The organism is Bradyrhizobium sp. JR4.1 (assembly GCF_040548605.1).
GTDB lineage: Bacteria > Pseudomonadota > Alphaproteobacteria > Rhizobiales > Xanthobacteraceae > Bradyrhizobium > Bradyrhizobium canariense.
This window is the reverse complement of record NZ_JBEPRY010000022.1, coordinates 77,306-91,042: the sequence shown is the minus strand read 5'-3', so window position 1 is coordinate 91,042 and position 13,737 is coordinate 77,306. Positions and strand designations below refer to the sequence as shown.

13 protein-coding genes are annotated in these 13,737 nt (G+C 61.4%); all 13 read right to left on the bottom strand.

Features of this window, described 5'->3' with window-relative positions; all coding sequences use genetic code 11:
* Positions 1-335: 335 nt before the first annotated feature.
* Positions 336-824 (bottom strand): MaoC/PaaZ C-terminal domain-containing protein, encoded by a 489-nt coding sequence (locus tag ABIB90_RS31900; protein ID WP_354165057.1) that lies wholly within the window; start codon positions 822-824, stop codon positions 336-338.
* A 26-nt stretch (positions 825-850) separates the two neighbouring features.
* On the bottom strand, positions 851-1,978 hold the full coding sequence (locus ABIB90_RS31895) for a thiolase family protein (RefSeq protein WP_354165054.1): 1,128 nt from the start codon (positions 1,976-1,978) through the stop codon (positions 851-853).
* Positions 1,975-3,483 (bottom strand): AMP-binding protein, encoded by a 1,509-nt coding sequence (locus ABIB90_RS31890; protein ID WP_354165051.1) that lies wholly within the window; start codon positions 3,481-3,483, stop codon positions 1,975-1,977. The genes ABIB90_RS31895 and ABIB90_RS31890 overlap by 4 nt, the downstream gene beginning before the upstream one ends.
* A complete protein-coding gene (locus ABIB90_RS31885) occupies positions 3,480-4,034 on the bottom strand; it encodes a biotin transporter BioY (RefSeq protein ID WP_354165048.1) in 555 nt (184 codons plus the stop codon). Before ABIB90_RS31885 ends, ABIB90_RS31890 begins: the two co-directional genes overlap by 4 nt.
* Before the next feature lie 10 nt (positions 4,035-4,044).
* Complete coding sequence (locus tag ABIB90_RS31880; RefSeq protein ID WP_354165045.1) at positions 4,045-4,671, bottom strand: CbiQ family ECF transporter T component; 627 nt, start codon at positions 4,669-4,671, stop codon at positions 4,045-4,047.
* A 4-nt stretch (positions 4,672-4,675) separates the two neighbouring features.
* Entirely contained in the window at positions 4,676-5,437 is a 762-nt protein-coding gene (locus ABIB90_RS31875; protein ID WP_354202072.1) for an energy-coupling factor ABC transporter ATP-binding protein, read from the bottom strand.
* Positions 5,438-5,461: 24 nt separating this feature from the next.
* A complete protein-coding gene (panC, locus tag ABIB90_RS31870; RefSeq protein WP_354202071.1) occupies positions 5,462-6,301 on the bottom strand; it encodes a pantoate--beta-alanine ligase in 840 nt (279 codons plus the stop codon).
* Positions 6,302-6,313: 12 nt separating this feature from the next.
* Positions 6,314-7,186 carry a 3-methyl-2-oxobutanoate hydroxymethyltransferase gene (panB, locus tag ABIB90_RS31865; protein WP_354165036.1) on the bottom strand — a complete coding sequence of 291 codons (873 nt, stop codon included), beginning with the start codon at positions 7,184-7,186 and terminating at the stop codon, positions 6,314-6,316.
* A 386-nt stretch (positions 7,187-7,572) separates the two neighbouring features.
* Positions 7,573-9,261, bottom strand: coding sequence for a methyl-accepting chemotaxis protein (locus ABIB90_RS31860; RefSeq protein ID WP_354165033.1), 1,689 nt, complete (start codon positions 9,259-9,261; stop codon positions 7,573-7,575).
* Positions 9,262-9,616: 355 nt separating this feature from the next.
* A complete protein-coding gene (locus tag ABIB90_RS31855) occupies positions 9,617-10,966 on the bottom strand; it encodes an MFS transporter (protein WP_354165030.1) in 1,350 nt (449 codons plus the stop codon).
* Between the two features lie 114 nt (positions 10,967-11,080).
* A complete protein-coding gene (locus ABIB90_RS31850) occupies positions 11,081-12,133 on the bottom strand; it encodes a 2,5-dihydroxypyridine 5,6-dioxygenase NicX family protein (protein WP_247495137.1) in 1,053 nt (350 codons plus the stop codon).
* Positions 12,114-13,004 (bottom strand): alpha/beta fold hydrolase, encoded by an 891-nt coding sequence (locus ABIB90_RS31845; RefSeq protein WP_354165026.1) that lies wholly within the window; start codon positions 13,002-13,004, stop codon positions 12,114-12,116. The genes ABIB90_RS31850 and ABIB90_RS31845 overlap by 20 nt, the downstream gene beginning before the upstream one ends.
* Complete coding sequence (locus ABIB90_RS31840; protein WP_247385000.1) at positions 13,001-13,717, bottom strand: isochorismatase family protein; 717 nt, start codon at positions 13,715-13,717, stop codon at positions 13,001-13,003. The genes ABIB90_RS31845 and ABIB90_RS31840 overlap by 4 nt, the downstream gene beginning before the upstream one ends.
* Positions 13,718-13,737 lie beyond the last annotated feature (20 nt).

Sequence of the window (13,737 nt, the reverse complement as noted above, 5' to 3'; positions counted from 1 at the left end):
CGTTGCGGCGTTCTCAGGGAGAACGATAGCAGCAGCCTTGGTCTAAATGGGAGACGTTCCAACGGGCTCGGTATGCGTCGCTCGCCCAGTTCGCAGGGCACGCTGTGCGCCCACAGGTTCAAATCCCGGAGGCGCAACCACCGATACCGACATTCGGTTCAGGTTGCGATCTGACCGAGGCGCGCCCCTGCCACTCGAACGCAGTGACCACCTTCTAAACTATTGATTTTACTGATAACGACGGGCGTTTCCGTCACGCTTTGTTCACGGTCATTTCACCCAATTCGTTGCGAGGGTCTGAACGAGACCGCCCGTAGGGCGGGATGGCGCCTGCCTCAGTCGAAAAAGACGTCCGTACGTTGAGACGTCAGTGCCCGTTGTCCGGACTTCAGTTCGAGGTCACACGATGCGTCCACCTGGACGAAACGCGGCCGTTGCTCCACGAGGATCAATCGCGCCCGTAGCCGGAACACATCGCCGGGACGTACCGGGAAACGGAATCGAACTGCGCGGAGAGTCGCCGCACGGCTTTGCGCGGCACCCACGACGACATACGCCTCCTGCAAGAGCGCTGGTACGAGCGCCAGGAGCAATTGGCCGGGCACAATCGTCGTTCCTCCGTCGAGTTCGTGCATGGCGCGGTCAACATCGGTATGAACCCAGTTCCGATCACCCGTCAGCACGACGAACTGATCGACCTCTTCCTGGGTCACCGAACGCCAGCGCCCAGGAGCGAGTTCCGTGCCCACGAAGGCAGCAAGATCGATTGCCCGCGCGACACGAAACACCTTCGCCTGTGTCAGCGGTTCGGGGCCCCCTGGCATTTGGATCATCCTGGCCCGTCCCTCTCTTAGATCGTCGCAAGTAGCGCGCTGCCGAGCCCGCCCGCAGCCGCAATAGCCGCCAGCCCGACCGCTCCGGATGTTTCTGATTGCATCTCATGCCAGAGGCGTACCGCCAGGATCGCGCCCGATGCGCCGATCGGATGCCCTCGTGCTAGCCCACCGCCCCTACGATTAAGCGACGACAACGGCAGCCCGATTCCGTCGACACATGCGATAGCCTGAACGGCGAAGGCCTCCATGACCTCGCTAACCGCTATCCGTGTCGGCGCGATCCGTTCCGCTGCCAGGAGGCTCTCGGCCGCTGCAATAGGTGCCGCACCCGGCACAGCCGGATCCCCACCGCGGCGGACCGCCGATATTATCCGCACAGGCCGCCTCGCGTTGAGGCGTCGGATCAACCTCTCCGACACGACGAGGAGGGCTGCCGCCGCATCGGCTTCGACCGCCACCGTCGCGCGCGTCACGCCAAACGCAGCATTGCCTGCAAGCGGCGGAAGGCGTGCGCAGGTGGCCCCCGTCAGGGCCCGGGTAAAGGCATCGTGCGAAAGCTGGGCGAGCGGCACGATCTCGGCCGCCAAGGAGGGATTTTGCAGCGCCTTGCGATGGCTTTCGATCGCAAATTCATCTTGCCGTGCACGCGAAATGCCAAGCCTCTCAGCCAACGTCACGGCGGCAGCGATCATGTCGGGGTCCCGCTCCGGCCACGGGGCGAACGGAGGACGGTCATAGGGTTGCGGCACTTCGCCGGCGTGATGCGGCGGCCGCGCGCGCAGCGGCGCGCGGCTGAAACTCTCAAGACCGCCGGCGATGACCGCGTCCGCACCTCCGCTCGCGATGCGCTCGGCGGCGAGCATAATCGCGTCGAGGCCACCGCAGCACTGGCTGTCGATGGTCAGCGCCGGAACGTAATCGGGGAGACCCGCCCGCAGCGCGGCTAGCCGCGCCGGGTTTCCGCCGCCGTACAGCGCGTTGCCGAAGATCACGTCGTCGATCGCCTCCGCCGCGATGCCGGTATCGGCCAGCACAGCCCGGATCGGCGCCGCGCCAAGTTCGTCGGCCTCCGCCGCCCTGAAGGCGCCACCCCGAGGAGCGACCGCCGTGCGGCGTGCGGCGACGAGATATGCGGCCCTCATCGCAACAACTCGTAGGCACCGGATTCCCAGATTTGGCGCAGCGCGTGGAAATCGGTTTTGCCGGAGGAGGTCATCGGCCAGCGCGATGGCACGGCAAAGCGTCGCGGGATCTTGTAGAGCGGCAAGCTCATGCGAGCATGGCTGATCAGATCGGAAGACCCCAGGCGCCCATCCGGACCGAGCCTGAGCAGTGCCACCAGCCGCTCGCCCCGACGCTCGTCGATGGCACCCAGGACTCCCGCCGCAACCACGGCAGGATGTCCCTCGATCACACGCTCGATCTCCTCCGGATGCACATTCTTGCCGGCCGTGATGATCATGCGGCTGGCACGGCCGGCAAGCCGCAGGAAACCGCGCTCGTCGACCATGCCGATGTCGCCGACTGACACCGCGTCGCCATGACGTGGCAGCAGCGTTTCGCTTCCGCAGGCATACTCCATGAAGAGGAACGGACTTGCCACGAATACCTGACCGGCCTCTCCAGACGGTAGGCGTCGCCCGAGATGGTCACGGATGGTGAGACTGACGTCTGCGAATGGACGCCCCACGGAGTCCGGTGGGACATCCTCGTCGTCCTTCGCCACGGTCACGAAGCTCAACTCTGAGGCGCCGTAGAATTCGGCAAAGCGCGCTGACGGAAATTGCTGCCGTAACTCGGCAAGCGCGCGACCCTGCCATTTCGCACCAGATGACAGCGTCCACCGCACGCTTACGAATGGCGGCAGGCCATCGCGCACGGCGGCCTCGATCATCATTTCGAGTTGGGTTGGTACGCCGTAAATAACACTCACACGGTGCGAAACGATCAGGCGGTTGACGAGATTGGGCCGGAAATGCCGACAGAGGATGACGGTCGCACCGACATAGAGCCCATGGGCAAGACCGTAGAGGAATAAGGAATGCGTCAGCGCGCCCGGTGCGAGAACGATGTCGCGGGCGCCGATATCGAACTCGCGGTCCCCCGCCCGAAAACTCTCGATCCACGATTGATGGTGGCGGCGATATCCTTTCGGCGTTCCGGTCGATCCCGAGGTGAAGCCGACATAGAACGGCGTCAGCGGATCTGGCTCGACCATCGCCTCGGGCGACGGACCGGCGCCAATGGCGTCCGCGACGGACTCGAACGGGCCGTAAGGATCGACAACCGCGAACACCTCTGTGTCCCCGGCCAATGTTGCATCGCCACTCACGACGATCCCCGGCGTCAGCGCCGTGATCGCAAGCCGCGCCGTCTCCGTCAGCCAGGAGGGATCAAGAATTTGCGCTTCCCGACCTGCGCGGCAGGCTGCGAGAAACAGCAGCACGAGTGCCGGCCCGCTCGGCAGGTGCAAGGCGACCCCGCGGCCGGCCGGCACCACCTTCGCCAGATGTCCGGCTAAACGATTCACCGCCTGATCGAGATCTTTCCAACTCACTGCATGATTGTCGCAAACGACGGCCAATCGGTCCGGCGTTTTGCGCGCATGCCGCGACAGCGTTGCAGTGATGGTGGAGGCCACGGTCATGAACGGCTGACGATTGCGGCCGGATAGCTCCGGTGCGACGCCTCCGCGACAGAGGCGGTGGCCAGCGTCTTCAAAAGATCGCCCGGCACGAACACGGCGGTTGCGGCCAAGGCCTGCGGCAAGCTCATCCTTGCCATCGCCATCAGGCCGAGAATACCGCAAGCATACTCCACGACGATACCGCCCGTGATCGCGGCAACGAGCGCCGCCGCGAACACCGGCAAAGCCTTCAGCCGCGCCATTATGAGACCCGACACAAAAGCAGCGGGAGCCCAGCCCAGCAGGAAGCCAACGGACGGTCCGAAAAGTACGCCGAGCCCGCCGCGTCCGCCTGACAGCAGTGGCGCTCCGAGCAGAACTACGAACAGGAACAGCAGCACCGCCAGTGCGCCGTGGCGAGGGCCGAGAACGATCCCGGCCAGCATGACGCCGAGCGTCTGGGCCGTGATCGGCACCCCCACGGCGATCGGCAAGACGATGCTGGGCACCATGCCAAGCGCTGCGATGACGGCCGCCAGCAGGGCGATACGAACGATAGCGCGGGACTCCACGGGATGTCTCCTACAACGGGGATGAGTGACGATCGACGGTCGACCGGTCGAAACCGCGCGCATCGAGCGCTTCCGCGACACGGTCGGCAAGCTGCAGAATGTCGGCGACGAAAGCGGCCACCAGTCGCGGCGGAATACGCCGGTGTGTGCGTGCCTTCCAGGCCTCCTCGCGGGCGCGCCACCGCGTCATCAGGACGGGGACGAAACGCAGGACAAGAGCGACTGCGAGCGCCATCTTGCGAGGATTGACCCCAAGCGGGCGCAGCAAGCGGAGCACTGGCGCCAACGCCTCGATCAGAGCGCTCATCGCGGTGGTCATGCTGACGAGATCAGCAAGCAGAAGCATCGCTAGGAGCCGCATGGTGACGACGGCGCCGGCATTCCAGCTAACCGATGCGGTCTGCACGCCGCCAACGACGACAAGCAGCGGCAGCAATGGGCGCAGCAAGCTGAGGCGCGCCATGCCGACGCGGCCGAAGCCAGCATAGACCACGGCAATCATCGCCAAGGCGCCCGCCAGAATTCGCCAGTCGCCGACCGGGAGCAGAAGTACGCTGAGCAGAGCAAGCCCCGCAAGCTTGACGCCGGCTGGTACGCGGTGCAACCAGGTCTGTGGCGCGAGGCCGCCGGTCATCATGACGTTAGGCCGTCCCCTGACCAACGATCGTTGCATGGGCCCGGTAGGCAGGCAGCACCTCGTCGGGTCGGCCATCGAGGCGAATGTGGCCCGCATCCAGCCAGATTATGCGATCGAACTCCGCGAGCAGTTCGAAATCATGAGACGCCATCACGACCCGCTGCGGAAGCGCCGTGATCCTGCGATACATCCGCAATCGTGTCGGCAAGTCGAGACTGGAGAACGGCTCGTCCATCAGCAGGATCGACGGGTCCGTTGCGAGCAGCGCCAGGATGCAGACAAGCTGCTTCTGACCGCCGGATAGCTCATTGACGTTGCGTTCCGCCCATTGCGCGCAGCCGTGCCGCTCCAGCAGTGCCATCGCCTGTTGGCGCGCCTGTGGCGCTGGCATTCCCCGCTCCGCAGGCCCAAAAGCGACCTCCTCGACAACCGTGGGGAAGATGAGCTGGTGGTCGGGATTTTGAAACAAGAAGCCGACCTTTGCTGGAAGGTGCTTGCGATGCCGTACCGTATCGAGGCCCGCCACCTCTACGCGGCCGCGTGTTGGCGGGAGCAACCCGTTCATAAGCCGCAGCATCGTGCTCTTGCCTGAACCATTGTCACCAATCAGGCCGATCCGGCGCTCAGCCAAGCAAAGCCCGGGAATGGCAAGGACCTGACAGTCCGCGCGCCGAAGCTGCACTTGTTCGAAGATGATTTCTTCAGCCGCCCCGCAAGGGGGACGACGGCTTGCGGGAGGCGCTTCGCGTCGGACAGCTTCACTCAAGCCGATTCTTTCGCCTCCGTCGCGCTACGCAAGTATCACGTTGTCGATAAGCCTCGTCGAGCCGACATAGGCTGCCACGCATAGCGCCGCTGGCCGGCGCAGCGGACTGACGCCGGGCTTAAGCGTATCGCTGTCGACGAGCGCAACGTACTGCAGCCGATCGACCGCTTCCAAATGCTTCTTGGCAATTGCCATCAGCCTGTCTACGTTCCGCTCTCCCAAGCGGAACTCCTCTGCTGCGGCGAGTAGCCCACAGCTGATGGCGAGGGCCCGCCCTCGGTCTTCCTCGCTGAGATACCGGTTGCGGCTGCTCATTGCAAGACCGTCCGCGTCCCGAACCGTTGGCACAGTGACGATCTCGATCGGAAGATTGAGATCAGTGGCCATGCGACGCACGACCGCGCACTGCTGGAAGTCCTTTTGGCCGACGAACGCGACGTCCGGCCGCACCATATTGAACAGCTTGCATACAACAGTCGCGACCCCGCGAAAATGTCCTGGCCTGAAAGCTCCGCAGAGCGGCTTCGCGAGCTCGCCCGGTTCAATGTAGGACTCAAATTGAGCTGGATAGATTTCCTCAGCCCCCGGCGCGAAGACGATCGCAACATCCGCATCGCGGCACAGTTTCTCGTCGCGAGCGAAGTCGCGCGGATAGGTGGTGAGATCCTCGTTTGGCCCAAACTGAGCAGGGTTGACGAAGATGCTAAGCACGGTGATGTCGCATTGCGCCCGGCTGGCCTCAACCAACGCCATATGGCCGTTGTGTAGATAGCCCATTGTCGGTACGAAACCGATTCGCTTTCCGATCAAGCGATCCTTTGCTAGAGCCCGGCGAAGCTCAGCGACCGTCGTGATTGTCTGCATCTTTACTTTACATCAGGTTGGATTGGAAGGCGTCCAATTTGCGATTGTCTCACTTATGCCTTCGGGAAGCCCATACGACTCTTGCGCTGCCGGGAATGTACCGTTTCGAACATCGGCAACCCAATGCGACAGCGCCTCCTGCAACACCCGAAAGCCGTCGGTGTAGGTCCGAACGAATGTTGGGACACGGCCTTCTATCAAGCCAAGCACGTCGTGGAACACCAACACCTGTCCCGAACAACCGGGACCTGCGCCAATCCCGATCGTCGGTATCGTCAGCGTTTCTGTCGCTCGCGCGGCGAGCTCGGCCGGAATACCTTCGAGAACCAGCGCGAAACAGCCGGCCTCCTGCAAACGATGGGCGTCGTCGAGCAGGCGCAAGGCGTCATCGGCCTTGCGCCCCTGCACTTTGAATCCACCCATGACATTCACGCTCTGCGGGGTCAGGCCGAGATGACCCATCACCGGAATCTCGCACTCGACCAGAGCCCGTATCATTTCGACCCGTTTGGATCCGCCCTCGAGCTTGATGGCGTCAGCGCCACGCTGCAAGAAGCCGCCGGCGTTGCGTATCGTGTTCTCCGGACTTAAGTGAAAGCTCAGAAATGGCATATCGGCCACGAGCAAGGCCCGAGGTTTTGTGCGCGCAACCGCCTCGAGATGGTGATTCATCATCGCCACGCTGACCGGAAGCGTATTGTCGAATCCGAGGCAGACGTTGCCGACGCTGTCTCCGACAAGGATCATATCCACGATGGAATCCGCAATACGGGCGGTGACTGCATCATAGGCGGTCGTCATCACGAGCCGCCGCCCCTCCTCTTTGCACCGTTGCAGCCTTGGAAGCGTGACCCGCTCGCCCGTGGCTTCCGAAGTGTGGCTCATTCCCGCTCCTATCTCGTCAGCCAGCCCTAGTTCGATTCCGCCGATCGAAGCGGCATAGGTTGAGCGCAAGATAAAACTGTCAACCGCGAGCGAGAAAAAGAAACGCCTTTCTCAGAAATAGCGGTCAAACGCATGAATTCTTCCAATGCTCGCGCGATCATCGCGCAAGAACTTCCTACCTCGTCCCATGGAAGGTGGAGTTAAGGCACACTGCGCATCGACAGCCATTTGAAAGCCCGTATAGATCGCCAAGCAGCATTCATCATAAGCCGTGTCCTTCTCTCGAAAACCACACAGGCAGCCTCGTCAACTTCCGAGACGCTGCGCACTCGGGACAGTGACGTCAGCACGGCCACGAGCGATGCGCCGCCGGCAGGAACGTCCGGTCAGGCCGCCCGCATTTTGGTCAGAAATTGGTCTACCGCCACACGCAGGTTATTCGACTGATTCTCCAACCCACGCACGTTAGTGAGAACCTCGCCCGCTGCTGTACCTGTGGCGGCCGCCGCGGTGCTGACGCTGCCTATATGTACTCTGATTTCGCTGGAGCTCGCGGCGACGGACTGGATATTGCGCGCAATTTCGCTCGTCGCAGCACTTTGCTCCTCGATCGCCGAGGAAATGCTTAACGTGATATCACTCATCCTAGCGATCGTCTGCGAAATTCCGTTAATGGCGAGAACCGCGTCATTCGTAGTTGCTTGCATAGTCTCAACTTGCCCGGCGATTTCTTCCGTTGCCTTTGCTGTCTGATTAGCAAGCGCCTTAACTTCCGCGGCCACCACTGCAAATCCGCGTCCGGCGTCGCCCGCACGTGCCGCTTCGATAGTTGCGTTGAGGGCCAGGAGATTGGTCTGCGTGGCGATACTATGGATGAGTTGGACAACTTCACCGATCTTTTCGGCCCCACTTGATAGGACCTGCACCGTATCGTTTGTGCGGTCAGCGTCACCAACGGCTTGGCGTGCGACCTCAGTCGACTGCAACACCTGTTGCGATATCTCTCTTACCGACGCAGATAATTCTTCGGCGGCGGCGGCTACCATTTCAACGTTCCCAGACGCTTTTTCTGACGCAGCGTCGACGGTGGCCGCGCGCATACTGGCATCGCTGGCGGTCATCGTCATCATACCCGCCGTGCCCTGCATATCGGCGGTCGAGGCGGCGACCACACGAACAATGCCATCGACGCTTTGCTCAAAATCATTCGCAATGCTCTCTAATGTGGCACGGCGCTCAGCAGCGGCGCGCCGTTGAGTTTCGGCCTCGACTTGCTCTAGCCCCCGAATACGAATTGCGTTGTCTTTGAACACTTGGACGGTAGCGGCCATTGCGCCAATCTCATCTTTCCGACCCACGCCTGGAATGTCTTGTTCGAGCTCGCCGTCAGCGAGCCGCTTCATGCAAGTGCCAAGCGCTGCCAATGGTTTAGTGATGGTGCGGCCTAGGAACCAGGCAATGACACCCGAGACCAATCCGATTACGATGATAGCCCCGCCAAGCGACCACATGATCGGTTGTAGCTTGGCATCAAGATCATCCAGATACGCGCCGGAACCGACAAACATGTCCCATCCAGGAATGCCTACTGCGTAGGACAACTTCCTGATCGGCTCCTTTTCACCGGGCCGCATAAATTCGTAACGCAGCACAACATCACCGTTCGCTGCCACGCCGTCGCGCAGTTCCCGGATCAGCGCACGACCGTTTGTCTTACCGTCGAGACGATTGACCCCGATTGTCTTCGGATCCTGGGAGGCAACCGCGACACCATCCATCGTATTTGCGAAAATATATCCCGCACCCTTGTCATACGTCATCGTCTGAACCCGATGTGAGAATTCCGCGATTGCGGCCTCTTTGGTGAGTTGGCCCGCGTCAACCTGCTTCTGCAAGCCCAACGCAACGTTCTTGGCGATATCGACGATCGCGCGGGTCTGCTCGACCCGAGAATTGATCATTTCCTTCTGCATCAAATAGCCCGCAAGCAGTCCAGCCGAGAAGAGGCCCAGCATAGAGACCGCAACCAGAATGCTGATCTTGGGAGTGATCGGCAGATTATTGAGTGGTTTCAAGGAACGTCTCCAAGGCAATTGCCGGCAGGCACGGGCACAGAGATTATCGCTCGTGTACAAGTGATATGTTTAGGTTTCGTTACCCCCACAGATCGGACAACACTTGCGCCCCGACGGGCCGGCGGCTTACCGCGTTCAAAAGCGGTGCTAGATTATCTCTCACAATGGCTGTCGAACGCTCGCGCGTCGCCCGATCAACGTTACGGTACGACGAGGACGTCGATGTCAGAGAGTCTGGCAGGCATCTTTGACCAAGCTCGGACGACGGAGTGCCAACTCCTTTACCTACGCATGCATCGACGAGATGAGCACGGCGACAGCCCTCATCTCGCCGGTCAATGTCCTTCCACCAGCGTCAAACGCTCGACACCGAAGCTGCCTTCATCGTGGCCTCCGTTTCCGTGCCGACTTTAAAACCCTTCGCGGATAAATCCCGACCAAGGGTTTCGGGAAGCAGAAGAGAGGCGAGAATGAAGATCGCTGCAGCGGGAAGGGCCACCGCAACCATGCCGTTGAGCAAGCTTCCGCCGAAATGGGCGGCCGCGAGAGGCACAATCACAGGGGCTATGCTGCCGAGCCCGCGCCCTCCCATATAGAATGTAGACACCGCCGTCGCCCGCAGGTTGACCGGATAGAGTTCAGAGATCCAGACGCCGGTCACACCCAGCGCTACGTTGCCAATGCCGAAGCAAATGTAGAGCCAGAACATCGGCCATTCGGCTTTCGATCCGGCGTAGAGCTGGCTGCCCCACATGGCCATACCGACCAAAGACCCGACCCAAAAAAGCGCGGGCACGAGGGCTCCGAAGCGGCGGCCAGCCCTGTCGTTGAAATATCCGTTCGCGAGGTAGCAAATGCCGCTGACCACCGAGAGCAGAACGGCTGTCGTGCGAACGATATCACCCGGTGTATGCATATCCCGCAGCAGCAGCGTCGGAATAAAGGAGACGACGCTGTAATAGCAGAGCATGTAGCTCATCAGCCATACGAACGCGATGACGGTCTGCCGTGCTAGCCCATTGCGGAAAAGGTCCGCAAGGGGAAGTGTGCGAGCTTCTCCGGTGACCTGACCGACCTTGCGTTGGGCCTCATACTCCAGCCAAATCTTGGATTCAGGCATGAAGAAACGAATGAAGATAATCAGCAGAATGGGTACGCCGCCACTCAGCAGGCCGATGCGCCAGCTCCATTCGTCGCTGAACGTCGCAATAAGCCAAATGCCAACGATTGAAGCCGTGGATGACGCGATCACGGCACAGCCTTGAAGCGCGGCCGCCCCCAAACCTCGGCTGCCTTTTTTCCAGGCCTCGTTGAAGAGCACCATGCCTACGCCATACTCGCCGCCAAGACCGATGCCGGTGATCAACCGCAGCACGGCAAGCGACCAGTAATTCCATGCGAAGGCCGAAATGATCGCGGCAACCGAGAACAGCGCGATTGTGAGTTGAAGCGAGGTCTTTCGGCCAAGTCGATCACCAACGATGCCAAACAGCGCGCCGCCAATGGCCGATCCGAACAATGTCAGAGCTTGCAGTGAACCGACCTCGGCCAACGATAGCGACATCGACCGTTGGATCGCGGGCAAAAGAAACGGAAAGATCAGAACGTCGTAGAAGTCGAGAATGTAGCCCAGCATCGCCGAGATCATAATCGAATACCGTTGCCTCGCCGTGTAATCTTCCGAAGTTCCGATCGCCGTAGACATGTGGTGCGCTTCCCGTTGAGAGAACTGGACAATTGATGGTCGTTATCGAAACGCTTTCCGCGTCGTTGGGAGTCGCAAATGCGGCTCCGGGCACCGATTTTGATGCGCGGGGGCCTAGCGGCCCGGCGCTCTCAATTCCGGATAAGCAAAGTCGCCCTTGTCGAGGATGTGGATATCGTCGAGCCACAGGCTGCAGCCGCGAAGCGGGATGTCCAAATGACACGGCGTGTCATTCGTACCGCCGAGCTCTGTGTTCGGACCCGTCGAAAACAGGACGTTCCCGTAGAAGGAAAGCGCATTCATGATGTGCTCCGACGCGACTACCTGGGAGGCCGCGATGTGGTGCCAGGTAGCACGCTCGTTCGATCCCCAGCCGATATGCGAGATCGCCCAGCCGCGCGGATCGCCGAAACTGTCGATATAGTTTTTGATGAGGAGCGCGTCGGTGCCCTCGCCCTTGAGGTCGACGATATAACCGCCCTTCACGGTCAGCGTGACCGGCGACTGGATGTAACGCTTGAACGCGCAGAGGATGTCACCGGGCATCAGCACGACCGTACCGTTGACGTCGCCATCGGTCGCCTGAGTGAAGGCAAAGCCTGACGGGAAATGATCCCAGCGCCCGGGCTCATCCGTGTATCCGTATTCGGAAATGACCGGGTATTGCTTCAGGCCATAAGTTACGTCCGTTCCGCCGGGCGACGTGATCCGCATTTTGCTGGCCGACTGGAGGAGGGTTCGAGAAAGCTCCGTTCGCCGGCGCAGATCTTCGGTCGGGAACATCTTCTTGAGGATGTGGAACGGCTCCATCACGCGCAAGATGCGCGTGCCCGCTTCCTGAATTTCGGCTTGCTCGCGAGAGAACAGCAACCCCAGGAGATCGATCACCATGTCCACGCGCTTGAGCGTATCGATCGCCGGCTGGTTGCCCGTGAGCGCATGCCGGCCCTGCAGGCCTGCGACCTTGCCCTGGCCGTATTTGGGCACGTTGAGATGAAAGGTCGTTGCGCCGAGGCTCTGCGCGGCCAGCATGAAGGCCTGGGCGTATTCCTGCTGATCCTCGCCGCCGCTCAGGACCGCAACGACTTCGCCCTTCTTCACCTTGCAGAGTGTCAGCTCGGCCTTGAAGAGCTCGAGCATTTCAACATCAACGATTTGTCGGGACATCTTCACTGATCTCCTGTTTGCCGAACGTAGACACGCGGCCGTCGAACCGATCGCGTGGTCGCGCTAGAAGCTCTTCGACGATCGAAAGGAAGCCCTCGGTATCGTCGATCTGCATTTGGTGACCCGCGCTTTCCAGCGTCCTGATCGCGATCGGCGGCAGCAATCCGCGAATTTCCGCTTCATCTTCGGGTCGAATGACCCCTCCCCGCCCGGCGACGATCAATGCGGTGGGAACGCCGAGATGGGCGAGGTCGCGGTGGATATCATCGTCATGAAAGCCTTTATGACTCTCGATGAGAGCACGCTCGTCGCAGGTATGCATCCACTCGGCCCGAGTGCGGATGTGCAGCTCGGGCCACCGCGGAGCAGAGGGGCTTCGCAGCGCCGCGTCGGCTTCTCCGCGCTTCGCGCTTTGAAGCAATTTGAGAAGCGGTTCGACCGGAATCGGATAGGCGCGGCGTCCGGGACCGGAGACCGGCGGATCGACCAGTATCAGTTGGTCCATGGACGATGGCCGCCAACGCGCGGCGCGGATTCCGATGCGGCCGCCCATCGAGTGGCCCAGCAGCGTATAAGGGCCCATTCCAAGCGCTTCAGCGAACCCGATGAGGTCGGATGCGCATGCGTCGAGCGAATAATTGAGATGCGGGCCGCTTTCGGAAAGGCCGCGACCGCGGAGATCGAGCACGAAAACGTCGTGTCCGGAGCACAGGCGTTCTGCGATGAAGGCCCATTGCGCCGCAGTCGTCGAGATGCCAGGGACAATGATGATCTCCGGCCCGGTCCCGCCGAACCGCAAATAATGCTGCCGAATGCCGTTGGCGTGCACATTGGCGCCGTAAAGCAATCCGGATGCCGCGGCGCCGCTCACGTCTGCTGATCCTTTGTGTGGTCATCCGACAGCGCGCGAAGCCGCTCGATGGCGACCTGCGTCGGCATGACATCCGCGTATTTGCTGGCGATATCGAACAGGTTGACGGCGTGAGACGTGGGCGAGCGGTCGTAGACCGCATCGCTCGGCACAATTGACTTGAAGTTCAGCGCGCACGCATCCACAACCGAAGCCCGCACGCAGCCGCTGGTCGTGCAGCCGGTCACCACCAGCGAGTCGACGCCGGCACCGATCAGATAAGTCGCAAGCGGAGTGCCGAAGAACGCGCTTGCCTGAGTTTTCGGCAGCAGCAACTCGCCGGGCTCCGGAGCCACCTCTCGGACGAAGTCGTAGCCCTCGGACGGGATCCGCATGATACCCGGGATCTTCGCGGAGAACGCGCCCTGGTCCTGGCCTACCTTCCGCGCGACATGCGGGAAAATCACCGGCCGTTCTTTCTCGCGAAACAGCAGCACCAATTCGGCGATGTGTGCGATCGCATGCCAACCGGCCTCGCCGCAGCTGGTGGGGTATTGCTTGATCGCGTCGCGGATCGGCATCGGCCGGTCGCCGACCGAACGATACTGCACGTCGATGACCAGCAACGCCGGTCGTCTGCCGAATCCCGCCGCACCACCCAGCCCTGCGAGGGCATAGGTTTCGCGCTCGTCCAGCGGTATCACGTCGTCCCAGGGGTGCCTGGTGCCAGTCACTGTTGCGCTCCAGAGGTCAC

Bases quoted from the DNA above. Each gene is read 5' to 3' on its own strand.
- ABIB90_RS31900 (WP_354165057.1), bottom strand. From the start codon at position 824: ATGCCAGGGGGCCCCGAACCGCTGACACAGGCGAAGGTGTTTCGTGTC.
- ABIB90_RS31855 (WP_354165030.1), bottom strand. From the start codon at position 10,966: ATGTCTACGGCGATCGGAACTTCGGAAGATTACACGGCGAGGCAACGG.
- ABIB90_RS31895 (WP_354165054.1), bottom strand. From the start codon at position 1,978: ATGAGGGCCGCATATCTCGTCGCCGCACGCCGCACGGCGGTCGCTCCT.
- ABIB90_RS31880 (WP_354165045.1), bottom strand. From the start codon at position 4,671: ATGATGACCGGCGGCCTCGCGCCACAGACCTGGTTGCACCGCGTACCA.
- ABIB90_RS31890 (WP_354165051.1), bottom strand. From the start codon at position 3,483: ATGACCGTGGCCTCCACCATCACTGCAACGCTGTCGCGGCATGCGCGC.
- ABIB90_RS31850 (WP_247495137.1), bottom strand. From the start codon at position 12,133: ATGTCCCGACAAATCGTTGATGTTGAAATGCTCGAGCTCTTCAAGGCC.
- panC (WP_354202071.1), bottom strand. From the start codon at position 6,301: ATGCAGACAATCACGACGGTCGCTGAGCTTCGCCGGGCTCTAGCAAAG.
- panB (WP_354165036.1), bottom strand. From the start codon at position 7,186: ATGAGCCACACTTCGGAAGCCACGGGCGAGCGGGTCACGCTTCCAAGG.